Origin of the sequence: Candidatus Methylomirabilis sp., assembly GCA_036000645.1 — a bacterium.
GTDB lineage: Bacteria > Methylomirabilota > Methylomirabilia > Methylomirabilales > JACPAU01 > JACPAU01.
Window position 1 is genome coordinate 1 of sequence record DASYVA010000030.1, and the last position, 24111, is coordinate 24111.

Below are 24111 nucleotides of genomic sequence, written 5' to 3' on the forward strand. Positions count from 1 at the left end.
CTCCCGGGCCCCGGCCGTCCCTGCTGGGCTCCCCCGCCCCCCCCGAGGCCGCCCGTGACTCCCCTCGTCCCGGCCGCCCCCTTCGCCTGTCGCCGGTGCGCGCTGGCCCTGGACAGCCGGACCCACCTGGTGGGAGTCCTCAACGTGACGCCCGACTCCTTCTCTGACGGCGGCGCGTTCCTCGATCCGGACGCCGCGGCGGACCATGCGCTTCGGATGGCGGCAGAGGGAGCGGATTGCATCGACATCGGAGGGGAGTCCACCCGGCCGGGGGCGGCGGCGGTCAGCGCCGAGGAGGAGTGGGGCCGGATCGGCCCCGTCCTCGCCCGGCTGGCCGGGCGCTGCCCCGTCCCCCTTTCGGTGGACACCTCCAAGGCGACCGTGGCGGCCCGCGCCTTGCAAGCGGGGGCGGCCATCGTGAATGACATCTCGGCCCTCCGGTTCGACCCGGGCCTGCCCGCGGTCGTGGCGGAGGCCGGAGCCGGCCTCGTCCTGATGCACATGCAGGGGACCCCCCGGTCCATGCAGGAGCGCCCCGTCTACGGGGATGTGGTGGCCGAAGTCCGTGCCTTCCTGGCCGAGCGCCTCGCGGTCGCCACGGCGGCGGGAGTCGCCCGGGAGGCGATCCTGCTGGACCCCGGAATCGGGTTCGGCAAGACGGTGGAGCACAGCCTGACCCTGCTGCGGCACCTGCCGGAGCTGGCGGCACTCGGGCGACCCCTCCTGGTGGGGCCCTCCCGGAAGTCGTTCATCGGGGCCGTGCTAGGCACGCCGGTGACGGAGCGGCTGGAGGGGACGGCCGCGGCGGTGGCGCTGGCCATCGTCGGTGGGGCCGCCCTGATCCGGGTCCACGACGTGAAAGCCATGGCCCGCGTCGCGCGGATGTGCGACGCCATCTTGGGGAGGATTGCCCCCCATGTGGGAGCTGCTGAGCGCGTTCCGGCCCATTGACGTCCTGGACATTCTGATCGTGGCCGTGGGCAGCTACCAGCTTCTCCTCATCTTCCGGGGAACCAAGGCCCTGGAGATGATCCTGGGGCTCGCCCTCGTCTACGTGGCGGCGCGCTTCTCCTTCTGGGCCGGGCTGCTGACGGTGAACTGGATCCTCCAGAGCCTGCTGGTGTACTGGTTCCTGCTGATTATCATCGTCTTCCAGCCGGAGCTGCGGCGCGCGCTGGCCAACTTCGGGCAGCGGTCGGCTATCCTCCGGGCGTTCTCCCGGTACGGCGAGGCCCACACCATCGACGAGCTGGTCCGGGCGGCCGTCAGCCTGTCGGCGAAGAAGGTCGGGGCGCTGATGGTGATCGAGCGGGAAACGCGGTTGGCCGACTACGTGGACGTGGGGGTGGACGTGGACGCGGCCCTCACCCGACACCTGCTGGAGACCATCTTCTTCCCGAATTCCCCCCTGCACGACGGGGCGGTCATCATTCACCGGGGGCGGGTCGCCTCGGCTGGCTGCTTCCTTCCCCTGACCCTGAACCCTGCCGTCAGCAAGGACCTGGGGACCCGCCACCGGGCGGCCATCGGCATCACCGAAGAGACGGACGCCGTGGCCGTGGTCGTGTCGGAGGAGACGGGGACCATCTCGGTCGTTCGGGAGGGGGAGATCGAACGCGGGTTCGACGGGGTGAGCCTGCGGCGCCGCCTGGAGGAAATCCTGGAGCCGGCGGTGGCCCGGCGGGCGCCGGAGCCGATCCGGCAGGCGGCCCGCTAAGAGGACCGATGCAGCGCGCACTTCAGGTGTTCGGAGCCCTCCGGGCCTGGCTGGCCAATAATTTCGGCATGAAGGTGGTCTCCCTCGGCCTCGCCGTGGCCCTCTGGGTTGTCGTGCTGGGGGAGCAGAAGACGGAGGTCATGCTGAACGTTCCGCTGGACGTGGGGCAGATCCCCCGTACGCTGATGGTGATCAACGAGCCGGTGGAGTTCGTCTCCCTGAAGGTGCGGGGGCCCCGCAGCCTGGTCCAGGGCCTGGCGCCCAATGAGGTTACCCTGCGGGACACCTTCACCCGGGCCGTGAAGGAGGGGGACAACATCCTGAACCTGAGCCCGGAGCAGTTCCAGGTTCCACGGGGGGTCAATGTCCTGAGCGTCTCGCCTGGTCGGGTCCGGCTGGTCCTGGAGGCGGTGGACGAGCGCCGCCTGGAGGTCATCCCCAAGTTCCGGGGGGATCCGGCCAAGGGGTATAGCGTGGGGGAGGTCCGGGTCACCCCGAAGGAGGTTCGGGTGGTCGGGCCGCAGGGGGATCTCAAGCGCCTCAGCCACGCCTTCACCCAGCCCATCGACATCAAGGGGCGGGATCGGGACTTTCAGGAGAGGGCGCCCATCGAGCCCTTCGGGCGCCGGATTCGGATCGTCGAGGGGGAGACGGTGCGGGTCGAGGTGGCAATCAAAAAGGGAAGCACTTAGGTGGGGAAGCTGTTCGGCACCGACGGGGTCCGGGGCCTCGCGAACGAAGAGCCGATGACCCCCGAAACCGTCGTGAAGCTCGGTCGGGCCGTGGCCTACCTCACGCGCCGTCCCGGGCAACAGAGCAGTATCGTCATCGGGAAGGACACCCGCCTGACCGGGTACATGCTGGAATGCGCCCTCACCTCCGGTATCTGCTCCATGGGCGTGGACGTCCTCCTGGTCGGGCCCCTCCCCACCCCCGGGATCGCTTTCATCAGCCGGAGCCTGCGCGCGGACGCGGGAGTGGTCATCTCGGCGTCGCACAATCCCTTCGACGACAACGGCATCAAGTTTTTCTCCGGGGACGGATTCAAGCTCCCCGACGAGGTGGAGGCGCGCGTCGAGAAGCTGGTCCTCTCGGGAGAGATCGACGCCATCCGGCCTCGGGCCCGGGAGGTGGGGAAGGCCTACCGGATCGGGGACGCGGGCGGCCGCTACATCGAGTTCGCGAAGCGGACCATCCCGAAGGGGACCACGTTCAAAGGGATGCGGGTGGTGGTGGACTGCGCGCACGGGGCCGCCTACAAAGTCTCCCCGACCCTCCTCCGCGAGATGGGGGCGGAGGTCATCGCCCTGAACGTGGCCCCCGACGGCTTCAACATCAATGAGGACTGCGGGTCGCTCCACCCGGAGGGGATGCAGGCGGCGGTTCGGGAGCACCACGCCGACGTCGGGCTCGCCCACGACGGGGACGCCGACCGGGTCATCCTGGCCGACGAGACGGGTGCCCTGGTGGACGGGGACCAGGTTCTGGCCATGTGCGCGCTGGACCTGAAGCGGCGCGGGGCGCTCCGGGGGAATGCCGTCGTGGCCACGGTGATGAGCAACGTGGGGCTCGACAAGGCTCTCGCTTCCCACGGGATCCGGCTCCTCCGGACGGCGGTGGGGGACCGCTACGTCCTGGAGGAAATGCTCAAGGGCAACTACAACCTGGGCGGAGAGCAGTCCGGCCACGTGATCTTCCTGGATCACAACTCCACGGGGGACGGGCTCATCACCGCCCTGCAGGTCCTCTTCCTCATCCAGCAGCAGGGCAAGCCCCTCTCGGCGCTGCGGCGGTGCATGACGGTCTATCCGCAAGTCCTGGTGAACGTCCGGGTGGCCCACCGGACCGCCCTGGACACCCTCCCGAACGTGAAGCGGGCCCTCGCCGAGGCCGAGGCGGCCCTGGACGAGCGCGGCCGGCTCCTGGTGCGGTTCTCGGGGACCGAGCCGGTGGTCCGGGTGATGGTGGAGGGGGAGGACCAGGGGCGCATCGAGGCGCTGGCCCGCTCGGTGGCCGCGGTGATCGAAAAGGAACTCGGGGGCTAGCGCCTTTGGGGCCGCCGCCCTTCGGGAAGACTATGGACCGTTCGGGGGCCCGGCGGGCTCCGCGCCTGGCCGTCAATGTAGACCACATCGCCACCATCCGGCAGGCTCGAGGGGGCCGGGAGCCGGATCCGGTGGTGGCGGCCGTCCTGGCAGAGCTCGCGGGGGCAGAGGGGATCATCGTCCACCTCCGGGAGGACCGGCGGCACATCCAGGACCGGGACCTCCGCCTGCTCCGGGAGACGGTCCGCACGCGCCTCAACCTGGAGATGGCGGCTACCGACGAGATGGTGGGGATTGCCGTCGCCGCCCGCCCCGATCTGGTGACGCTGGTCCCGGAGCGGCGCCAGGAGCTTACCACCGAAGGCGGGCTGGAGGTGGTGGGGCAGCGGGCGCGCCTCACGGCCGTGGTCGGGCGGCTCGACGGCGCGGGCATTCCGGTCAGCCTCTTCATCGCCCCGGAGGAAGCGCAGGTGGAGGCGGCCAAGGCGGTGGGAGCCTCCCTGGTCGAGCTCCATACGGGACGGTACGCCGAGGGGCGGGGGGAGGCCGGGCGGGAGGCCCTGGCCGCCCTGATCCGGGCGGCCCGCTTCGCGGCCGGGGCGGGGCTTTCCGTCTCGGCCGGGCACGGTTTGACGTACGAGAACGTGGAGCCGGTGGCGGCCATTCCGGAAGTGGAAGAGCTGAACATCGGCCACAGCATCGTGGCTCGCGCCGCCCTGGTGGGCATGGAGCGGGCAGTGCGGGAGATGGTGGAGCGGATCCGCGGCGCGCGGGGGTGAGGGGGGCGTGGCCCGGCGTGGTCGAGGCGGGATCGGGCGCTGGCTTCTGCCGGGGTTCCTGGGGCTCCTCTCTGTGGGAGCGGATGCGGCCCCCCGGGAGGTGCTGCTCGGGACCCCCGCTTCCCTCTGGGGAGTCCTGGAGCAGGCCGGAGTCCGACTGAGCCCGCTGGAGGCGATCCCGTTCCTGGACGCCTTCCAGCGGTTGAATCCCGCCGTCACGGACATCCGGCGGATCCCCGCGGGCACCCGCCTGCGGCTTCCGGCCGCTCCGGAGGGGGTGGCCCAGAAGGTCCCCCTGGTTCGGGTCAGCCTGGCGGTCCGGAAGGCTGCTGCGATGGTGGGGGCGGTCCGACCGGCCGCCCCTCGACCGGCCCCGGTGCCTCCGCCCCCCGTAGCCGCTCCCCCCCCACCGGCCCGCCTCTCCTTCGTCATCGGGAAGCCCGGAGCGCTTCCTCCCCTGGAGCCGCCGGAGCGGGAGGTCACCTTGACTGCCCTGGAGGGGTCGCTCCGCGGCCTCTTCGCGGCGCTCCAGGAGCCCTACCTGGCCTCGGGCCACCTGGACCTTTCCCTCGGGCCGGAGACGGAGATCCGGATCAACCTGGACGCGATCCCCCTGCTCACGCTCGCGCCCGACCGGCGCCTGCTCCTCGACGTCCCCGCGGCCCTCCCGCCGGACGTCGCCCGCCTGCTGGAGGAGCAGCACCCCGAAATGGGCGTGGTCTCCCTGGGGGAGGGGCAGGGGCTCGCGGAGGCGATTCAGGCCGTTCTGGCGCGCAGCCGCTACTACTCGGTGCGCCGGGATACGGTCGTCGAGATCGGTGACAAGGCGCGGGTGACGCTGCGGGGGGACTGGGTCATTCTCCAGCGGGACGAGAGCCTCCTCACGGGGCAGGTCAACGTGGTGAATCTGGTCCGGGATCCCCGCCTGCTGATCCCGGAGCCCATCAAGACCTATGCCTTCCGACGCGGCATCTGGGTGAGCGACCTGTTCGTGGGCAGGGGCGAGGTCCCTCCCACCCCCGCCCCCTTCCCGACCGTGCCGCCCCCCCGGGCGCTCGACGCCTCCAGTAGGGAGCGTCTGGTGGATTCCCTGCTGGAGCTTCTCGGGGAGGTCCCGGAGCGCTCGGTCCGGCTCACCGTGTTCGAGGACCCTTCGGCAGGGGTCCGGGTGGAGGCCACCGTGAGCCGTCTGCTGCGACGTCCGTCCGGAGCGATCGCCCTGGATCTGGCCGGGATCCCGGAAGGTGTCCTCCGCCGCCTCCGCCAGGCCGGCTACCGGGTCGTGCTCCTGCGGGAGGAGGGGCCGGAGGAGACGATCCGCCGGCTCCTCGACGGGTTGGAGGTTCCCTACCAGGAGGAGACCTTCTGGCGGGGCTTCGAGCCCCCGAAGAGCAACCTCCGGGTGTTGGTACCTGGGTTTGTCCTGCGATTGCCGGGGGGCGGGGCCGGCGACGGGGTGCGCATCCTGCTGACCCGGGTCCCGCTCGATGAAGACCTGGCCCGCTACCTCATGAGCCGCCGCGTGGCGGTCGCTCGCTTCTGAGGACGGCATGCCCGAGATCCGGTACGTGGAGTGGTTGCCCCCGTCGGAGCTCCAGCGCCGGCGGGAGGAGGAGGGCCACCGGCAAACGGCGGCCGCGCGCCGCCGCCGGCGCCTCCTGATTGCAGCGGTCCTCCTCCTGGCCGGGGCGGGCGGTGGGCTGCTGTGGTGGGGGTCGGTCCGGAAGGGAGAGCCTCCCATCGGGGTCCTGACCAGCCCCGCCCCTCCCGGTGCAGCCGCCCCGATCGTCTCCGGCCCCCTCCCGGCTTCGCCCACGCCGGTCCCCTCGGCCTCCCCGGTCGAGCGGAGTCTCGAGCTCTGGTACGCCCTGACCCGGAGCGCGGAGCTCGGAGAAACCCAGGTGCAGGCGACGCTGCAGACCCCGGCCCTCGTGGCCCTCAGGGCCACCGCCCTGGGCAAGGGGACGGACTGGCCGGCGCGCTTCGATCACGGCAGCTACCTCTACGTGGAGATCCGGGTCCACATGGCGCGCGCCGGCCTGCGCGAGGCCTTCCTGGCCGATCCGGCCGGAAGCCTGGCCCTCGTGGATGACACCGGCGGGCGGGTGCGGGGGACCATTCCGGAGGCCTTGCAGGAAGAAGCGGTGGCCCTCACCCGCGGGGAGGGGATGAAAGGGGTCACGGGGGCCGCGTTCCTGGCGGCCTTCCCCCGGGCCGGCCTCTCCCCCACGACCCGCTTCCTCCGCCTGGAGGTGGCGAACCTGTCCGGCTCCCGGCGCCCGGGCCTCACCTGGGAGGTCACCCCGGGGACCGGGGAGGTGGTCCTCGCGGAGCCCCGCTCGTGATCATCGGGGTCGGGACCGACTTGGTCTCGGTCCCCCGCCTGCGTCAGGCCATCACGCGGCGGGACCGGTTGCTCGACCGCCTCTTCACAGAGGCGGAGGTGGCGGATTGCCGCCGCCGGGCGGATCCTGCCCCCCACCTGGCCGCCCGGTTCGCTGCCAAGGAGGCCTGCCTCAAGGCCCTGCGGATCGGCTGGGGGGCCGGGGTCCGCTGGCGGGAAATGGAGGTGGCGGGGGGCGGGGCGGAGGTACCCCGGCTCGTCCTGCGCGGGGCCGCGGCGTCCCGGGCAGCCGCCCTCGGCGTGCGACAGACCCATCTCTCGCTGGCCCACGAGGGGGAGTACGCCCTCGCCTTCGTGGTTGCCACGGATTGAGGGGCGCATGAAGGTTGTGACGGCCAAGGAGATGCGGGAGCTGGACCGCCGGGCCACGGACGAGTACGGGGTGCCGTCGCTCCTCCTGATGGAGAACGCGGGCGCGGCCGTAGCGGCGGAGGTGGAGCGGCGCTTCGGGCCGCTCGGGGGGAAGCGCATCCTCGTCTGCTGCGGCAAGGGGAACAACGGGGGGGACGGGTTCGTCGCGGCCCGGCACCTTCACAACCGGGGGGCGGCGGTGCGGGTCCTCCTCTGTGCGAAGCGGAGCGAGATCGCCGGCGACCCCCGGCTCAACCTCCAGATCCTGGAGAAGACAGGGCTGTCGATTCTCCCCGTGGAGACGGCGGAGGAGGTGGCGGGCGCGCGCGAGGCGATGGCCGCCAGCGATCTCCTCCTGGACGCCCTCCTGGGGACGGGGCTCACGGGCGCTGCCAAGGGCGTCGCGGCCGGCGTCATCGCCGCCATGAACGAGGTCGGCCAGCCCGTGGTGGCCCTGGATCTCCCGTCCGGCCTCGCGTCGGACGACGGGATCCTGCGGGGCCCGCACGTCCGGGCTGCCTGCACCATCACCTTCGCCCTCCCGAAGCGGAGCCTGTTCCTGTACCCGGCCGCCGCGGCCGCGGGGGAGGTGGTGGTGGCGGACATCGGCATGCCCGCTCCCCTCCTGCGCGATCCGGGCCTCCCGGTGGAGGTCCTGGAGGCGGCGGACATGGCGGCGGCCTTCCCGCCCCGCGACCCGAACGCGCACAAGGGGACTTACGGCCATGTCCTGGTGGTGGCCGGCTCGGTCGGCAAGTCCGGCGCGGCGGCCCTCTGCAGTCTGGGCGCCCTCCGGAGCGGGGCCGGGCTGGTGACGCTCGCCCTCCCCGAGAGCCTGAACGACGCGATGGAGGCCAAGCTGACCGAAGTCATGACGGTTCCTCTCCCGGAGACGGAGGAGCGGACGCTCTCCCGTGCCGCCCTGGACCGGCTCCTCCCCTTGCTGGAAGGGAAGGCGGCCGTGGCGCTGGGGCCGGGGCTCTCCACGCATCCCAGCACAGTCGCCCTCGTCTGGGATCTCATCGCCGCCGCCCGCCTCCCCCTGGTCGTGGATGCCGACGGCGTCAACGCTCTGGCCCACCGGCTGGAAGCCCTGGGGAAGGTCACCGCCCCCCTCCTCCTCACCCCGCACCCCGGCGAGCTGGCCCGCCTCCTCACGGTGGGCCCCCAGGAGGTCCAGGACCAGCGGATCCCCATCGCCCAGAAGGTCGCGCAGACCTACAACCTCACCCTGGTGCTCAAAGGGGCGCGCACGGTCGTGGCCAATCCCAAGGGCCAGGTCGCCATCAGCCCGACTGGCAATCCCGGCATGGCCACCGCCGGCGCCGGCGACGTGCTCACGGGGGTCCTGGCCGGCCTCATCGCCCAGGGGGGAGACCTGGACCTGAAGGTGCGAGCCGGCGTGTATCTGCACGGGCTGGCGGGGGACCTGGCCGCCGAAGCCCTCACGGCCGAGGCCATGCTCGCGGGCGACCTCCTCACGCGTCTGCCGGAGGCGATCCGTCGGCTGAAGGGGAAATAGGGGTCAGACTAGAATTTCCTCGTCGGTCATAGCGTCCTCCGGACCACTCCCTAGGACCCATGGAGGGATCGGTGCCGAGGCCTCCACGCTATTCCGTGATTGGTGTCCCGCAGCATGTGATTCAACGGGGCAACAACCGACAGCCGACATTCTTTACCGAGGACGACTTCCGGTTTTATCTGGAATGTCTCACCGCGGCTACCACCACCCATGACTGCGAGGTCCATGCGTATGTGCTCATGACGAATCACGTGCACCTGCTAATGACCCCGTGTCGGACGAATGCCATTGCCAAGGTGATCCAGTCCATTGGTCGCCGGTATGTGCGATACATCAACGCGACCTACCGGCGGTCGGGGACGCTCTGGGAAGGCCGCTATAAGGCCAGCGTCGTCGAGTCAGAAACATACTTGCTCGTGTGCTCCCGGTATATTGAGCTCAACCCGGTGCGCTCCAAGCTGGTAGCCGATCCTGCAGACTACCCATGGTCCAGCTACCACTGGCATGCCCTCGGGAAGAGCAATCCCTTGATTACCGACCATTCAGCGTATCTGGCTTTGGGGACTACCCACGAAGCGCGCCACCAGGCCTATTGGGGGCTCGTCCGTGATCGGTTGGATCCGGCGTGGCTGCAGGAGATCCGGGAGACCGTGAACCAGTGCCGAGTCCTAGGAACCGAGCGCTTCAAAGACGAGATCGAAGCTCTGCTGTCACGGCGGGTACGGCCCGGGAAGGCCGGGAGACCGAAGACAAGGCTGGAACCGAAAGTAGAAATTCCAGTCTGACCCCCATTCACGCAGGCGACCTCCTCACGCGTCCGTCGAATGAAGGCCGCCCCCTCCTCCTTCCGCTCTCGCTCGCCCGCGGCCACCCGCGCCGCGGCTGCGGCCCTCGGCCGCCTGGCGACACCCGGCACCGTCATCTGTCTGCGGGGGCCCCTCGGGTCGGGCAAGACGGTGTTCGTCCAGGGGCTGGCGCGAGGGCTCGGCGTCGGGCGCACCCAGCAGGTCCGGAGCCCCACCTTCACGCTCCTGCACGAGTACGCCGGCCGCCTCCCGCTCTTCCACTGGGACCTGTACCGCATCCGCTCGGCCGAGGAGTGGGCGGAACTCGGCTGGGAGGAGGTGTGCGGCGGGCCGGGGGTGGCGGTCCTGGAGTGGGCGGACCGGGCCGGGCCGGCCCTGCCGCCCGACCGGGTGGAGGTGGCGCTGGCGTTCGTGGGTCCCCGGGAGCGACGACTCACGGTGCGCGCCATGGGCCACCATTCGCGGGCACTCCTGCGCGCGTGGCACGCCGCCCGCCCCTTGTAGCGCCATCCTCCCTGTGCTATCGTCCGCGAGAAAGACCTCGAGCACTTTTCCACCGAAGGAGGATGCGTTCCGATGCGGACGCCGATACGCTCCCACTCCCCGCTGAGGCTCCCGATGGTTGTGGTCGCCGCCCTCCTGGGGGTGGCGCTCCTGCGGCCGGGAGCGTCCGCCGCGCCCCTCTTCACGGAGGGGGCGGGGGCGGGGCAGGCTCCGCCGGACCTGCGCGGCCTCAACCTGGCGCTCACCGGCCTGGTCCGCCAGGTCCGTCCGGCCGTGGTCCGGATCGGCGTGACCAACGGCCCGGTCGCCGAGCGGCCGACCCCGGAACAGTCCCCCGCTCCGCCGGAGGACCGGCCCCGGGTGGGGACCGGGTTCTTCGTCAGCGCCGACGGCTTCCTGGTCACCAACAACCACGTGGTGGCCGAGGGAGGGGAGGTGGAGGTTCGCCTCTTCGACGGCCGGCGCCTGACGGCGAAGGTCGTCGGGAAGGACGGCCGGAGCGACCTGGCGCTCCTCAAGGTGGACGGCGGCTCGTTCCCGACCCTTCCGCTGGGCAACTCGGACGCCGTCGAGATCGGCGAGCTGGTGCTGGCGGTGGGCAACCCCTTCGGCCTGGAGGCCACCGTCACCATTGGCCTCGTCAGCCGGAAGGGGCGGGGGATGGGGGGGAGCGGCCCCTTCGACGACTTCATTCAGACCGACGCCGCCATCAATCCCGGCAACTCCGGCGGCCCCCTGGTGAACATCCGGGGCGAGGTGATCGGGATCAACACGGCCGTCATCCCCAACCGGAGCATCGGCTTCGCCATTCCGGTCAACCTGGTCAAGACCGTCCTGCCGGCACTCAAGGAGAAGGGCCGGGTGGCGTGGGGCTTCCTGGGCGTCGGGGTACAGAACATGACACCGGCGGTGGCCCGGGCGCTCGGGAAGAAGGAGACCGAAGGAGTGCTGGTGAATAACGTCATGCCCGGGCTGCCGGCCGAGACGGCAGGGGTCCGCCGCGGGGACCTCATCCTGGGGTTCAACGGCATCCCCGTAAAGGACGTGGCGGCGCTCCAGCGCGCGGTGAGCCTGACCGCCGTGGGGACGGCGGCGGAGGTGGAGCTGCTGCGGGAGGGCGCGCTCCGCACCCTCACGGTGACGGTCGCGGAGTTCCGGCAGGCCGCGGCCGAGGCGCCGGTGCCGGCGCCTCGAGCGGAGGCGGCGCTGGGACTGATCGTGGAAGAGCTCGACGGCGAGAAGGCCAAGAAGTTCAAGGTGAAGGAGGAGGAGGGGCTGGTGGTGGCCGAGGTCCAGGAGGGGGGGCCGGCGGCTGCGGCGGGCCTTCGGGTGGGGGACCTGGTGGCGGAGGTGAACCGGACGGAGGTCCGCGCGCTGGGAGAGTACCGCCGGGCCCTGAAGATGGAAAGGGGGGAGGTGAACCTCCTCCTGATCAAGCGGGGGGATGCGTACGTGTACGTGGCGCTAGAGGCCAAGGGGTAGGCGCCGCGGCACACGGAATCGGGACACTACGGGGTCTCGACTACGCGAGGGGAGGAAACCATGGCGTTGCTCAGCTTTGACGGCTGGCTTTTTCTCCTCCGGTGGATCCACTTCCTGTCCGGGGTGGTCTGGATCGGCCTGCTCTACTACTTCAACTTCGTCCAGACCCCCTTCTTCGCCGAGACGGAGCCGGCGGTCCGGAGCGGCGCCATCCAGAAGCTGGTGCCGCGGGCGCTCTGGTGGTTTCGCTGGGGCGCCATGGTGACGTTCTTCTCCGGGTGGCTCATCCTCCTCCATCGGATGTCCCAGCTCGGCGGGTTTCGGAATTTCATGCAGACCTCCTATGGATGGGCGATCGTGCTCGGAGGGGTGCTGGGCTCCTTCATGTGGGCTAACGTCTGGTTCGTGATCTGGCCGAAGCAGAAGATCGTGATCGCGAATGCCGTGGGCACCGCCGCGGGCAAGCCGGCCAATCCGGCGGCGGCTGCTGCCGGGCAGCGGGCCGGGTTCGCCTCGCGGACCAACGTGGTCTTCTCGATCCCGATGCTCTTCTACATGGGGGCGGCGAGCCACCTCCCAGGGCTCGCAGGGACGTTCACGCGCGGAGGCAAAATCGGCATGGCCCTGGTCTCTGCGGCCATCATCCTCCTGATCGAGGAGAACGCCCTCTTCGGGACGGCGGGGCCGACCAAGAAGCCCCTCGGGACCATCAAGGGGACCCTGTGGGCGGGGTTCATCCTCGCTGCGATCTTCTCCCTGCTCTTTGAAGTCTTCTTTTAGCGGTGGGCAGTGGATCAGGAGGGGGCCGGCTCCCGCCCGGCGCGGCGGGAGCCGGCCCTTGCGCTTTATTTGAGGAACGCTTCCAGATCGGGGATCGCCGAGGCCAGGTTCGGCATCGGCTGCATGAGGGTGGTCGGGCTCTTGCGCCTGTAGCCCGGGGGGTAGGTCCCCCGGAGGATCCGCGCCTCCAGCAGCTCCCGGGAGGAGCCCTGGATGGCGGGACCGAGCGGACCCGCCTTCGAGGGGTCCGGGTTATGGCAGGCGATGCACTGGGCCAGGTAGACCTGTTTCCCCCGGCTGGCATCGCCGTCCCCACCCCCCGGCGCCTTCGGTTCCGCGCCGCAGGCACCGAGCGCCAGGGCGCAGGCGAAAGCCAGGACCCGCCGGGCCCGCCCCGGGCCGGGCTCCGTCCTACCGGGTGAGCTTCCGGAAGCGGTCGTTGATCCTCCCCCAGTGCAGGTGCGCGATGAAGTTGTCAATGTATTTCGCCCGCCCCGGTCCGTCCTTGTGGTAGTAGGCGTGTTCGAAGACATCGCAGGCGATGAGCGGGATCCCCCCCCAGATGGCGCCGTACTGGTGCTCATCCACGAGAACATTGAGGAGCCGTCCGGACAGGAGGCTGTCGTGGGCCAGGAGGGCCCACCCGGAGAGCTTCGCAGAGATGGCCGTGGCCTTGAAGTCCGCCTTCCAGGCGTCGAAGGTGCCGAACTCCTTCTCGACGGCCCGCAGCACGTCGGGGCCCTTCTTCGGGTCCCCGTCGCCCCCCATGACCTCCCAGTAGACGTCGTGGAGCAGCGTCCCGGAGTGGTTCCAGGTGAGACGCCGCTTCAGCTCGCCGATGATGCTGTAGTTGCCATTGGCCGCCGCCCGGTCGGCGCCCTCCAGGCCCTTCTCGATGTTGTTCAGGGCGGTGACGTAGCCCTTGTGGTGCGTGTTGTAGTGCCAGTCGGTCGTCTCGGGGCTGATCACGCTGGTGAGGAGTTTCTTCGCCTCATCATCCGAGTAGGGCCGCGTCTTGAGTTTCCATTCGTAGGCCATCGTTCGCATCTCCTCTCACGTGCGGGTTGCGCGGTTCCCCCGCCCGGCGCGCCGCTCCGCCGGGCCCGGATGCCGGGGCGGCCCTCCGCAGCCGGGAGGTCGAGCCGGGGAGCGGGGGACCGTGGGGGGCCCTCGACGGAGCGGCCGCGACAGGATACCCGGTGCCCTGTGCTGGCTCCTACCCCGAGCGCGGGCCGTGCGGGAGGGTCAGGGCCACTTTCGCCGGACATTGCTATTATCAAATGGCTCCGCTTTCAGGGTCAAGCTAGAAAAGCCCACACACCCTGGCCCATCCCCGCCCCGCTCCGCTATAATCCCTCGGGCCGGGGCAGCACGGAGGCACCATGGTGTACCGCGTACGGGCGCGCCTGCGGCCCGGGGTAGCGGCGGAGTTGTACCGCCTCCTCACCGACGGGACCGTGGCGCGGCAGCGGCCCGACGGGCCGGAGATCGTCGCCAGCATGCGCCGGGCGGTGTGCGTGGGGGAGGAGGTCCACTGGACCGAGGCCTGCTACTGCCCGAGCCCCCTCCGGCACGAGCGGGCCACCGTCTACGATCGGTTCTTCACGGAGATGGTCGCGGAGGCGGCCCCGGAGGGAGCGCAGCCCTCGCCCGAGGGGGTGAGCTTCTGGGAGCGCCTGCGGGAGGGGGGCGGGGACCTCTGACGCGGAGGCGGCGGCTCGATGCGCATCGCGGTGGTTGGGGCGGGGGCCCTGGGGAGCCTCTACGCGGCGCGCCTGGCGCTCGCCGGCCATCGGGTGAGCCTGCTCGCGCGCCCCCACGCGGCGGCAGCCATCGCGGCCGGCGGCATCACGGTGGAGCGAGGGGAGGGGGCGGCGGAGCCGGTCCGGGGGGTCCGGGTCACGACGAGCCCGGCAGAGCTCCCCGGGACTGACCTTCTTCTGCTCGCGGTCAAGACCTACCACACGGCCGAGACGCTGCCGGCCCTCGCCTCCCTCCGCGGGACGCTCGGCGCCGTCTGCTCCGTGCAGAACGGGGTCACGAAGGACGCCGCCCTGGCTGCGGTCTTCGGGGAAGAGGGGGTCCTGGGGGCCATGAGCCTCGAGGGGGCGACGCTCCTGGCCCCCGGGCGGGTGCTCTGGACGAGCCCGGCGTGCACCACCTTCGGGGAGCTGGATGGCCGGATGACGGGCCGACTGGAGGCGGTGGCGGCCGCCTTCCGGGAGGCAGGGCTGAAGGCGGAGACCCTCCGGAACATCGTGGCCGCCACCTGGGCGAAGTTCGGCATCATGGTCCCGGGGGCGACGCTGGGAGTCTTGAGCCGGCTCCCCCTCTACCGCCTCTACCAGCAGCCGACGCTCGGCGCCCTGTTTCTCGCCCTCTGCCGCGAGGTCCAGGCCCTGGCCGAAGCCGCTCGCGTCCCCTGGGAGGACTTCCCCGGACTGCGGGTCGCGACCCTCTGCCGCCTGCCGACCGAGGAGGGGGTGAAGCTGCTCGCCGAACGGGGGCGGGCCTGGGAGGATGCGGGGGCGAAGGCCCTGAAGGTGTCCACGCTGGTGGACCTGGAGCGGGGGCGGCGGACGGAGTTGCCAGACCTGGTGGGCTACCTGGCGGGGGAGGGGGCGCGGCGGGGGCTGCACCTCCCCTACGCGACCATTCTGGGGGAAGCGGCGCTGGCTGTGGCGGAGGCGGCAGCGGGCTGAGGGGGTGGGGTGGGCGGGGAACGGACGCTCCGGACCTTCTACTTTTGCTACTTCGCCGCGATCGGCGTAACCGAGCCCTTCCTGCCGGTCTTTTTCCGGGACCGGGGTCTCTCTCCCGCGGCGATCGGCGGCCTCCTGGCCCTCCTCCCTGGCATCCAGGCCACGGTCCCCTTCGGCTTCACCGCCCTGGCGGAGGCGCGGGGGGTCGCTCGGCGGCTCTTCCGAGTGGCCGCGACGGGGACGGTCCTGGCCTTCGCGGCCTTCTCCCTGCCGGGGCCCGTCTGGGCGCTGGCGGCCGTGATGGCGGCGTACGCCGCCATCAAGAGCCCACTCATCCCCTTTGCCAACGCCATGGCCTTCTCCCTCCTCGCGGGGGGGCGGGAGCGCTTCGGGCACCTCCGGGTCTTTGGCTCTCTCGGCTACATCGCCGCCGCCCTGGCCGCGGGGTTCGCCCTGGAGGCGGCGGGCCCCGGGGTCATCCTGCTGGGCGGGACGGTGGCGCTCCTGGCCGCCGCGGCCGCCACCGCCGGTCCCCTCCCGGAGCCGACCCTTCGGGGGGCGCGGCTCCAGGAGGCCTGGGCGGACCTGTTCCGGAACCGCGCCCTCTGCTGGTTCCTGGCCGCCTCCTTCCTGGTCCGCGTGAGCGGCGGGACTCACATCACCTTCTTCACGCTGTACCTCCGGGAACTGGGCATCGGCGAGGGCCTGGCGGGGGTGGCGTGGGCGGTCGGCGTGGCAGCCGAGGTGGCCGTGATGCTGGCGTGGCCCCTTCTCCTCCGGCGGATCCCTCTCCGGCTCCTCCTCGCCCTGGGGTTCGGGGCGACGGCCGTCCGCTGGGTCGCGGTGACGCTCACGGCGCATCCGGCGCTGCTCGTCCTGATCCAGGCCCTGCACGGCCTGACCTTCGGCGTCACCTACCTGGCCTCGGTGCACCTGGTGGACAGCGAGGTCCCTCCCGCCCTTCGGGCGAGCGGGCAGGCCCTCTACGCCGCCGTCGCCTTCGGGGTGGCGGGGCTCCTGGGCAACGGTCTCGCGGGATTGCTCGCGGAGCGCCTGGCCCTCGGAACGCTCTTCCGGCTGAGCGGCCTCGTGGCCCTGGTCGGAACGGCCCTGTTCCTCGCGACCGTGCGGGTCCCGGGCGCCGCCGCGGCGCCGGTCCCGGCCCCGCACCCCTGAGGGGAGGTACAGATGACCCGGGAGGAGGCGTGGGCACTGCTCACGGAGTACACCCGGGGCGAGAGCCTCATCCGCCACGCCCTCGCGGTAGAGGCGGCGATGCGGGCCTACGCCCGGCGATTCGGGACGGACGAAGACGTCTGGGCGACCGTCGGGCTTCTCCACGACTTCGACTACGAGAAATGGCCGGACCCGAAGGACCATCCCACCCGGGGAGCGGAGATCCTGCGGGCCCGGGGCGTGTCCGAGGAGGTCGTCACGGCCATCCTGTCCCACGCCGAGTATCTGGGGATCCCCCGGACGACCCCCCTCATGAAGACGCTCTTCGCCGTGGACGAACTGTGCGGCTTCCTCACGGCGGCTGCCCTCATCCGGCCCAGCAAGAGCATCCTGGACCTGGAAGCCTCCTCCGTGAAGAAGCGGATGAAGGACAAGGCGTTCGCCCGGAACGTGAAGCGGGAGGACATCGTGACGGGAGCGGAGGGGCTGGGGGTTGCCCTGGACGAGCACATCCAGTTCGTCATCGAGGCGATGCGGGCGGTCGCGGACGACCTGGGATTGCGGGGGAGCGCGGGCGGGGCGGCGTAGGATGCGGATCCTGGGCGTCGAGACCGCGACCGGCCAGGGGGGGGTCGCCATCGTGGGCCCCGAAGGGGTCCTGGCCGAGGTGACCCTGAGCGTGACCGCAGGCTACGGGGAGCGGCTGCTCCCGGCCCTCGACCGGCTCCTGGCCGTAGCCGACCTCAGCCCTGAGCAGGTGGACGGATACGCGATCAGCATCGGCCCGGGCTCGTTCACCGGCCTCCGGATCGGGCTGGCGACGGTCAAGGGCCTCGCCCTCGCCACCGGCAAGCCCCTGGCCGCGGTCCCGACGCTCGAGGCCCTGGCCGCGATCCTCCCCTTCTGTCCCCACCCGGTCTGCCCCCTCCTGGACGCCCGGAAGGGGGAGGTCTACTGCGCCCTCTTTGCGCTGGAGGAGGGGGAGCCGGTCCGCCTGCTGGAGGACGCCGTGTGCCCGCTGGAGGTCCTGCTCCCAAAGATCACGGGCCCCACCGTCTTCGTCGGGGACGGCGTGGCAGCATACGGCGACGCCCTCCGCCTCCGGCTGAGGGGAAGGGCCCTCTTTCCGCCCCCGGGCCGCGCGGGGGCAAGCCCGGCGGTGGTCGCGGCGCGGGGGCGGGCCCGGCTTCTGCGGGGCGAGGCGGAGGATGTGGATCGGCTCGTCCCCCGTTACCTGCGCCTGGCGGAGGCGGAGCTGAAGCTCAAGGCCCGGCGCGAAGGGCGGCCATGAGATCCTCGCGCGCCGCCAGCGACCTTGCCATCACCGTCGTCAGCGAGGAGGACCTGCCCGCGATCCTGGCGATCGAGGCGGCTTCCTTCGCCGCCCCGTGGACGGAGGAGATGTTCCGCTGGGAGCTGGCGCAGGCCGGCACGGGCTTCGCCTGGGTGGCCCGGCGGGGAGCGCGGGTGGTGGGCTACCTCTTCACCTGGCTGGTGGCAGGGGAGTTCCACGTGAATAATATTGCCGTGGCGCCGGCGGACCGAGGGCAGGGCATCGGGGACGCCCTCCTGCGGGTGGGGCTCGAGGCGGCGGTGGTCCGGGGCGCCCGCGTGGCGCTCCTGGAGGTGCGGGAGAGCAACGCGCGGGCCCAGGCCCTGTACGCGCGCTGGGGGTTCGCGGTGGCAGGGCGGCGGAAGCGCTACTACAGCCACCCCACCGAGGATGCCCTCCTGATGCGCTGCGAGGACCTGCCTGGAGCGCTGGCCCGGTGGGGCAGCGACCCTTGACAGCACCCGCGCCCGCCGGATATAAGGGACGGGCATTTCCCGGACCCCGTTCTTCCCCGGCTGAGTGCGTTCCACAGATCAGGGGGGACCCGTCGCCCGGTCCCGGCCTCTGCCGGACCGCCCCCTCACAGGTCGGGGATCTGCGCCGACAACGTGCCATCCTTGAAGGAAGGAGGAGTGCGATGAAGAGGCGGCGATGGATCCTGGCTGGGGTTTCGGGCCTTGCCCTTCTGGTTCCCTTCGTGACCCCACCGGGGGCGGATGCCCAGTGCGCCCTGGGAGTCCCGGTGATCCGGGTGGGCGTCCAGGGCTCCTCGTCCGGCGCCCACGCCGACTACGGCCGCCAGATCCAGATGGGCGCCACGATGGCCGTGGAGGAGATCAACGCCGCGGGCGGCGTTCTTGGCTGCAAGCTCGAGATGAAGTTCGTGGACGAGGAGCTGAAGCCAGCCTCGGCGGTGAAGAACGCCCGCTACCTGGTAACCGAGTGGGGCGCCCACTTCCTGGTCGGGGTGGATTCGAGCGGCTCCGCCATGGCCATCGGCCCGGTCCTCCCCGAGCTGAAGCGGATCCACTTCTTCACCCATGCCGCCACGCACCGTCTCACCGAGGAGCTGGTGGCGCAGAAGGGGATCCAGGAGATCGTCCGGGTGAGTGTCCCGGTGTACCAGGAATCTCTGGCCGCGTGGGTCTTCAAGGACCGGCCGGAGATCAAGCGCTTCGCCACGATCGGCGCCGACTACGAGTACGGTTATTCAACCTGGAACCTCTTCAAGGAGACCATGAAGAAGTTCCGGCCGGACGCCGAGTTCGTGGCGGCAGCCTGGGCGCCATTCTGGACCATGGATTTCTCCCCCCACATCGCGGCCGTGATGGCGCAGAAGCCCGACGCGATCATCGCCACCCCGTGGGCCGGGGAGGCGGTGATGCTCCTCCGGCAGGCGCTGCTCCAGGGTGTGTTTGACAAGATCCAGGTCTGGTTCCAGGGGATGGGTGGGTCCGTGGACGTGCTGGAGGGGATCACGCGGGAGGTCCAGCAGGACAAGTTCAAGGGCAAGCTCTGGGCCACCGCCCGCTACATCCACAACTGGCCCGACACACCGGAGAACAAGGCGTTCAACGAGCGCTTCGACAAGCGGTGGGGGCGGCTCCCCAACTATTCCGCGGAAACGACCTACTCGGCGATCTACATCGCGAAGGCCGCGGTGGAGAAGGCGAAGAGCCTGGAGACGCCGAAGGTCCTGGAGGCGCTGAAGGGGATGCAGATCCAGACGCCCGCCGGCCTTCGGGTCTTCCGGGAGGAGGATCACCAGTTCGTCTATAATGTCCCCGCCGGTCGCGTCGTATGGGACCCGAAGTACCCGATCGCGGTCCTCGGCGACCTGAAGGTCGTCCCGGCTAAAGACTACTATCGGTATCCCCCCTTCACACCTGTCGCGGCGACGAAGTAACGCGTTCGGTCGGGGCTCCTGCCCCCCCGTCTCCCTTCGGGGGAACGGGTGGGCGGGGGCCCCCGCCTTCCACGCCTATGGACACCATTCTCTTTCAGGGTCTCATCGGCCTCTCCCTGGCGATGTACCTCTGGCTCCTGTCGGCCGGCCTCACCATCATCTTTGGTGTCCTCGGCGTCCTGAACTTCGCCCACGGGAGCCTGTTCATGGTGGGGGCGTATCTCGCCTACACCTTCTACGGGATGCTGGAACTTCCCTTCTGGCTCGCGACCCTCCTGAGCCTCCTCGGCGTCGCCCTCCTGGGCCTCGTGATGGAATGGGGGTTCCTCCGCCGCATCTACGACCTTGACCACGCCTACCAGCTCCTCCTGACCTTCGGCTTCATTCTCATCCTGGACGACGCGGTGAAGCTCATCTGGGGGGGCGTCTTCAAGATCCCGCCCATCCCCCCTTTCCTGGAAGGGGCGTGGCCCGTGGCCGGGCGGCTCTTCCCGGTCTACAACGTCTTCCTCATCGCGGTGGGCCTGGCCGTGGCGGTCGGCCTCTGGCTCCTCTTCGAGCGGACCTGGTGGGGGCGGACCGTCCGCGCGACGGCGTCGGACCGGGAGATGGCCAACGCGATCGGCGTGAACGTCCCTCGGGTCTTCTCGGGGGTGTTCATGGTCGGGGCGGCCCTGGCGGCTCTCGGGGGGGCCCTGGGGACGCCGGTGCGCGTAGTGGCCCCGGGGATCGGAGCGGCGATGATCATCCAGGCGTTCATCATCACGGTGATCGGGGGCCTAGGGAACCTGAAGGGGGCCTTCGTCAGCTCGCTGCTCGTCGGCGTCCTCTCTGCCTACGGGACGCTGTTCTTCCCGGTCTTCGAGCTCTTCTTCATCTTCGTGATCATGGCGGTGGTCCTGCTGGTCCGGCCGCAGGGCCTCTTCGCGCGGTGAGGCGATGAGTGAGCGGACGCGCCGTGCCCTCGCGACGCTCGGACGCTCCCCCCAGACCTGGACCCTCCTCCTGGCGGCGGCCCTCTTCCTGCTGCCGCTCGTGGCCGGCCGGTACCTCCTCTACGTCACGATCCACATCCTGATCCTCTCCCTCTTCGCGCTCGGCTTCAACCTCCTCTTCGGGTACACGGGCCTGCTCTCCTTCGGGCAGGCCGGCTTCTTCGCGGTCGGGGCCTACGGCTGCGCCAAGATCCTGCTGGCGATCCCGTCCCTGTTGCTGGGCGTGCTCGGCGGCTCTGCGGCGGCGGGGCTGGCGGCCCTCCTGCTGGGCGCCCTCTCGGTCCGCCACACCCGGATCTACTTCTCGATGCTCACGCTGGCCTTCGGCATGATGATCTACTCGATCGCGTGGAAGTGGCGGGATTTCACGGGCGGGGACGACGGCCTGGTGGGCATCCCGCGCGCCCCGCTCGACCTGCCGGGGCTCGTGACCCTCGACCTCTCGACCATGGAGCGCTACTACACCTTCGTCTTGGTGGTCGCCCTCCTGGCCATCCTGCTCATGTACCGGCTGGTCCGCTCGCCGCTCGGGCTCGCGCTGCAGGGGATCCGGGACAGCGAGAGCCGGGTCGCGTTCGCGGGGCTCTCGGTCGCGACCTATCGCCTCATCGCCTTCACCGTCGCCGGCCTCTATGCGGGGTTGGCCGGATCGCTCCTCCCCCCCCTGGAGAACACCGTGACGCCCCCCATCGCCCATTGGAGCGCCTCCGCCGAGCCGGTCCTGGCCACGCTGCTCGGGGGGATCCATACGTTCGCGGGACCCATCGTCGGCGCATTCCTCTTCTTCGCCATCAAGGATCTCATCGTGCGGTTCACCGAGTACTGGCCGCTGGTCCTCGGCACCATCGTGGTGGTCCTGGTCATGGGCTTCCGCGGCGGCGTGGCCAGCATCGTGGCCGACGCCCTGGCCGCCCGGCCGGGCTTCGGGGCGGGTCCGGGGGGACGCGGGTGAGCGCGCTCCTCGAGACCGCGGACCTCCGGAAATCGTTCGGCCGCCTCATGGCCGTGGACGGGGTGGACCTCCACCTGGCGGCCGGGGTGCTCACGGCGGTCATCGGTCCGAATGGAGCGGGGAAGACCACGCTGATCAACCTGCTGAGCGGCGCCCTCGCCGCCGATGCCGGCCGGGTGCGCTTCCGGGGAGAGGACATCACTGCCCTCCCCGTCCACCAGCGGGTCCGGCGCGGCCTCGCCCGGTCCTTTCAGGTCATGAACATCTTCCCCCGACTGACGGTCCGGCAGAATATCCTCCTGCCCGTCCTGGCCCGCCTGGGGAAGACCGTCCAGCCCTTCTCGACGGTCGCGGCTCACGCGGACGCCCTCGAGGAGGCCGAGCGGCTCCTGCGGGACGTGGACCTGTGGGAGGAGCGGGACCGGCAGGCCGGGACCCTCGCGCACGGCGACCAGCGGCGCCTGGAGCTGGGGCTCGCAGTGGCAACGGCGCCCGCCCTCTGCCTGCTCGACGAGCCGTCTTCGGGGATGAACCCGGTGGAGCGGACGGTGGTCCTGGAGCTCATCCGGAAGCTGTCGGCGCAGCGGAGGACGACCTTCGTCATCGTCGAGCACGACATGGACGTGGTCTTCTCCCTGGCCGAGCGGATCGTCGTCATGAACCGGGGGCGCATCCTCGCCGACGGACCCCCTGCCGCGATCCGGGAGAACCGCGAAGTGCGGGAGACCTACCTGGGGGAGGAGGGGGCGGCGTGATCCTCCAGGTCGAGACCCTCGTCGCGGGCTACGGGGGAAGCGTCGTGGTGCATGGCATCTCGCTCACGGTGGGGGAGGGAGAGATTGTCTGCCTCCTGGGGCGGAACGGAGCCGGGAAGACGACGACCCTGCGGTGCATCATGGGGCTCACCCCGTCCCGCTCGGGCAGCATCCGGTTCAAGGGGAGAGAGGTCGCCGGCCGGCAGCCCTTCGAGATCGCGCGACTCGGGATCGGCTATGTCCCCGACGACCGGCGCATCTTCCCGGACTTGACCGTCGAGGAGAATCTGGTGATCGCGCAGCGGACCGCGGGGGGACAGGACGGCCGGTGGACGACCGAGCGGGTGTATGATCTGTTCCCCGTCCTGCGGCAGCTCCGGGGGAGCCGGGGGAACCACCTCAGCGGCGGCGAGCAGAAGATGCTCGCCATCGGCCGGGCACTGATGCGGAGCCCCGACCTGCTCCTGCTGGACGAGCCGGTGGAGGGGCTGGCGCCGCTCGTGGTGAGGCACCTCGTCGACGTCCTCCGGGAGATCCGCGCGGGAGGGGTGACCATCCTGCTGGCCGACCAGAACCTCAAATTCTGCCGCCAGCTGGCGGACCGAGGGTATATCATGGAGAAGGGGCTGATCCAGCACGCCGGGTCCCTGGAGGTCATCTGGCAGAACGAGGAGGTCGTCCGGCAGTACCTCGCGCTGTAGAGGAGGAGGGCATGGGCAGATTCGTCGGCGTCCTTCCCCCGGTGACCACCCCCTTCGGGCCGGACGGCAGCCTGGCTGCGGAGCGGCTGGCGGCGAATCTCGCGGCCTGGCACGAGACCGGTCTCACGGGCTACCTCCTCCTGGGAAGCAACGCGGAGGCGGTCGCGCTCACCGAGGCCGAGAAGCTCCGCGTCCTGGAGACCGCCCGGGCGCACATCCCCCGGGACCGGTTGCTTTTGGCCGGGACCGGGATGGAAGGGACGGCGGCCACCATCGCCCTCACGAAAGCGGCCGCCCGGCTGGGGGTGGACGGCACCCTCGTGGTGACCCCGGGCTACTACAAGGGTCAGATGCGGGCCCGGGAGCTCCTCGCCCACTACACCGCTGTGGCCGAGGCTTCCCCGATCCCGGTCCTGATCTACAACGTCCCCCAGTTCACGGGAGTGACCGTGGAGCCCGAGGTGGTGGCGAGATTGGCCGAGCACCCGAACATCGTGGGGATGAAAGATTCCTCCGGCAACGTCACGGCCCTCACCGAGTACCTCCGGGTGGCCCCGGAGGGGTTTGCCGTGTTCGTCGGCTCGGCGGCGGTCTTCTACGCCGGCCTCGCCCTGGGGGCCTGCGGGGGGATCCTGGCCCTGGCCAATGCCGCCCCGCGGGCCTGCGTGGAGCTGTACAGCCTCGCCCGGGAAGGGAAGGGGGCGGAGGCCGCGGCCCTGCAGCGCCGGCTCCTGCCGGCCGTCCGGGCCGTCACCACCCGCTTCGGGATCGGGGGACTCAAGTACGCCATGGATCTCCTGGGTACCTACGGCGGTCCGCCCCGGCCTCCGCTCCTTCCTCCCACGGAGGCGGAACGGGCCGAGATTCGCCACGCGCTCGCCGAGTCCGGGCTCCTCGAGGGACGAGGGGGGGAGGGCCGAGGGGGGAAGCCATGATCGACAAGGAGCTGCTGGAGATTCTGGCCTGCCCCGCCTGCAAGGCGGAGGTGCGGCTGGACGAGCCGGCCCAGCGGATCGTCTGCACCCAGTGCGGCCGGCGCTACCCCATCCGGGACGGGATCCCGGTGATGCTCATTGACGAAGCCGAGGGGGGCCCCGGAAAAAGCTAATCCGCACGAGGGACATCATGTGACCCAGCGTCCGGGTCCTGTCGCCGGCGCCGCCCCGGCCCCCAGTGGGGAACCCTCCCGTGGTTCCCCCCC

At 70.9% G+C, this 24111-nt stretch carries 27 protein-coding genes; 26 read left to right on the forward strand and 1 reads right to left on the reverse strand.

Going from position 1 to position 24111, the window contains the following annotated elements; genetic code table 11:
* Nucleotides 1–54 precede the first annotated feature (54 nt).
* From folP to VGT06_01605, 13 genes are all read left to right on the forward strand, one after another.
* Nucleotides 55–951, forward strand: a complete 897-nt coding sequence (folP, locus tag VGT06_01545) for a dihydropteroate synthase (GenBank protein ID HEV8661815.1) — start codon at nt 55–57, stop codon at nt 949–951.
* On the forward strand, nt 917–1717 hold the full coding sequence (cdaA, locus tag VGT06_01550; protein ID HEV8661816.1) for a diadenylate cyclase CdaA: 801 nt from the start codon (nt 917–919) through the stop codon (nt 1715–1717). Before folP ends, cdaA begins: the two co-directional genes overlap by 35 nt.
* A gap of 8 nt (nt 1718–1725) precedes the next feature.
* On the forward strand, nt 1726–2409 hold the full coding sequence (locus VGT06_01555; GenBank protein ID HEV8661817.1) for a CdaR family protein: 684 nt from the start codon (nt 1726–1728) through the stop codon (nt 2407–2409).
* Nucleotides 2410–3762: a phosphoglucosamine mutase gene (gene glmM, locus VGT06_01560; protein ID HEV8661818.1), complete on the forward strand. Its 1353-nt coding sequence runs from the start codon at nt 2410–2412 to the stop codon at nt 3760–3762.
* 32 nt (nt 3763–3794) lie between these two features.
* Nucleotides 3795–4541: a pyridoxine 5'-phosphate synthase gene (locus tag VGT06_01565; GenBank protein ID HEV8661819.1), complete on the forward strand. Its 747-nt coding sequence runs from the start codon at nt 3795–3797 to the stop codon at nt 4539–4541.
* 7 nt (nt 4542–4548) lie between these two features.
* Complete coding sequence (locus tag VGT06_01570) at nt 4549–6084, forward strand: hypothetical protein (protein HEV8661820.1); 1536 nt, start codon at nt 4549–4551, stop codon at nt 6082–6084.
* 7 nt (nt 6085–6091) lie between these two features.
* A complete protein-coding gene (locus VGT06_01575; GenBank protein HEV8661821.1) occupies nt 6092–6886 on the forward strand; it encodes a hypothetical protein in 795 nt (264 codons plus the stop codon).
* Nucleotides 6883–7257 carry a holo-ACP synthase gene (locus VGT06_01580; protein HEV8661822.1) on the forward strand — a complete coding sequence of 125 codons (375 nt, stop codon included), beginning with the start codon at nt 6883–6885 and terminating at the stop codon, nt 7255–7257. Before VGT06_01575 ends, VGT06_01580 begins: the two co-directional genes overlap by 4 nt.
* Before the next feature lie 7 nt (nt 7258–7264).
* Complete coding sequence (locus tag VGT06_01585) at nt 7265–8818, forward strand: NAD(P)H-hydrate dehydratase (GenBank protein ID HEV8661823.1); 1554 nt, start codon at nt 7265–7267, stop codon at nt 8816–8818.
* Between the two features lie 59 nt (nt 8819–8877).
* Nucleotides 8878–9603, forward strand: coding sequence for a transposase (locus tag VGT06_01590; GenBank protein HEV8661824.1), 726 nt, complete (start codon nt 8878–8880; stop codon nt 9601–9603).
* Nucleotides 9604–9642: 39 nt separating this feature from the next.
* Entirely contained in the window at nt 9643–10128 is a 486-nt protein-coding gene (gene tsaE, locus VGT06_01595) for a tRNA (adenosine(37)-N6)-threonylcarbamoyltransferase complex ATPase subunit type 1 TsaE (protein ID HEV8661825.1), read from the forward strand.
* A gap of 72 nt (nt 10129–10200) precedes the next feature.
* Nucleotides 10201–11610 carry a trypsin-like peptidase domain-containing protein gene (locus VGT06_01600; protein HEV8661826.1) on the forward strand — a complete coding sequence of 470 codons (1410 nt, stop codon included), beginning with the start codon at nt 10201–10203 and terminating at the stop codon, nt 11608–11610.
* Between the two features lie 60 nt (nt 11611–11670).
* Nucleotides 11671–12390 (forward strand): urate hydroxylase PuuD, encoded by a 720-nt coding sequence (locus VGT06_01605; protein ID HEV8661827.1) that lies wholly within the window; start codon nt 11671–11673, stop codon nt 12388–12390.
* Between the two features lie 411 nt (nt 12391–12801).
* On the opposite strand, the gene VGT06_01610 is transcribed toward VGT06_01605, so the two are convergent.
* Complete coding sequence (locus VGT06_01610; protein HEV8661828.1) at nt 12802–13428, reverse strand: Fe-Mn family superoxide dismutase; 627 nt, start codon at nt 13426–13428, stop codon at nt 12802–12804.
* A gap of 344 nt (nt 13429–13772) precedes the next feature.
* On the opposite strand from VGT06_01610, the gene VGT06_01615 reads away from it, so the two are divergent.
* The 13 genes from VGT06_01615 to VGT06_01675 all read left to right on the forward strand — a co-directional run bounded on the left by VGT06_01615 (nt 13773) and on the right by VGT06_01675 (nt 24018).
* Nucleotides 13773–14093, forward strand: a complete 321-nt coding sequence (locus tag VGT06_01615) for a hypothetical protein (GenBank protein HEV8661829.1) — start codon at nt 13773–13775, stop codon at nt 14091–14093.
* Between the two features lie 18 nt (nt 14094–14111).
* Complete coding sequence (locus VGT06_01620) at nt 14112–15092, forward strand: 2-dehydropantoate 2-reductase (GenBank protein ID HEV8661830.1); 981 nt, start codon at nt 14112–14114, stop codon at nt 15090–15092.
* Nucleotides 15093–15101: 9 nt separating this feature from the next.
* On the forward strand, nt 15102–16268 hold the full coding sequence (locus VGT06_01625; GenBank protein ID HEV8661831.1) for an MFS transporter: 1167 nt from the start codon (nt 15102–15104) through the stop codon (nt 16266–16268).
* Between the two features lie 12 nt (nt 16269–16280).
* The gene (locus tag VGT06_01630; GenBank protein ID HEV8661832.1) at nt 16281–16856 is read left to right on the forward strand and encodes an HDIG domain-containing protein; all 576 of its coding nucleotides are present in this window, start codon (nt 16281–16283) and stop codon (nt 16854–16856) included.
* Between the two features lies 1 nt (nt 16857).
* Nucleotides 16858–17559, forward strand: a complete 702-nt coding sequence (tsaB, locus tag VGT06_01635) for a tRNA (adenosine(37)-N6)-threonylcarbamoyltransferase complex dimerization subunit type 1 TsaB (protein HEV8661833.1) — start codon at nt 16858–16860, stop codon at nt 17557–17559.
* Entirely contained in the window at nt 17556–18056 is a 501-nt protein-coding gene (gene rimI / locus VGT06_01640; GenBank protein ID HEV8661834.1) for a ribosomal protein S18-alanine N-acetyltransferase, read from the forward strand. The genes tsaB and rimI overlap by 4 nt, the downstream gene beginning before the upstream one ends.
* 182 nt (nt 18057–18238) lie before the next feature.
* The gene (locus tag VGT06_01645) at nt 18239–19507 is read left to right on the forward strand and encodes an ABC transporter substrate-binding protein (protein ID HEV8661835.1); all 1269 of its coding nucleotides are present in this window, start codon (nt 18239–18241) and stop codon (nt 19505–19507) included.
* Nucleotides 19508–19584: 77 nt separating this feature from the next.
* Nucleotides 19585–20442 carry a branched-chain amino acid ABC transporter permease gene (locus VGT06_01650; GenBank protein ID HEV8661836.1) on the forward strand — a complete coding sequence of 286 codons (858 nt, stop codon included), beginning with the start codon at nt 19585–19587 and terminating at the stop codon, nt 20440–20442.
* Between the two features lie 4 nt (nt 20443–20446).
* Complete coding sequence (locus tag VGT06_01655) at nt 20447–21454, forward strand: branched-chain amino acid ABC transporter permease (protein ID HEV8661837.1); 1008 nt, start codon at nt 20447–20449, stop codon at nt 21452–21454.
* Nucleotides 21451–22209 carry an ABC transporter ATP-binding protein gene (locus VGT06_01660; protein ID HEV8661838.1) on the forward strand — a complete coding sequence of 253 codons (759 nt, stop codon included), beginning with the start codon at nt 21451–21453 and terminating at the stop codon, nt 22207–22209. The genes VGT06_01655 and VGT06_01660 overlap by 4 nt, the downstream gene beginning before the upstream one ends.
* Nucleotides 22206–22910: an ABC transporter ATP-binding protein gene (locus VGT06_01665; protein ID HEV8661839.1), complete on the forward strand. Its 705-nt coding sequence runs from the start codon at nt 22206–22208 to the stop codon at nt 22908–22910. The genes VGT06_01660 and VGT06_01665 overlap by 4 nt, the downstream gene beginning before the upstream one ends.
* Nucleotides 22911–22921: 11 nt before the next feature.
* On the forward strand, nt 22922–23845 hold the full coding sequence (locus tag VGT06_01670) for a dihydrodipicolinate synthase family protein (GenBank protein ID HEV8661840.1): 924 nt from the start codon (nt 22922–22924) through the stop codon (nt 23843–23845).
* On the forward strand, nt 23842–24018 hold the full coding sequence (locus tag VGT06_01675; protein ID HEV8661841.1) for a Trm112 family protein: 177 nt from the start codon (nt 23842–23844) through the stop codon (nt 24016–24018). The genes VGT06_01670 and VGT06_01675 overlap by 4 nt, the downstream gene beginning before the upstream one ends.
* Nucleotides 24019–24111 lie beyond the last annotated feature (93 nt).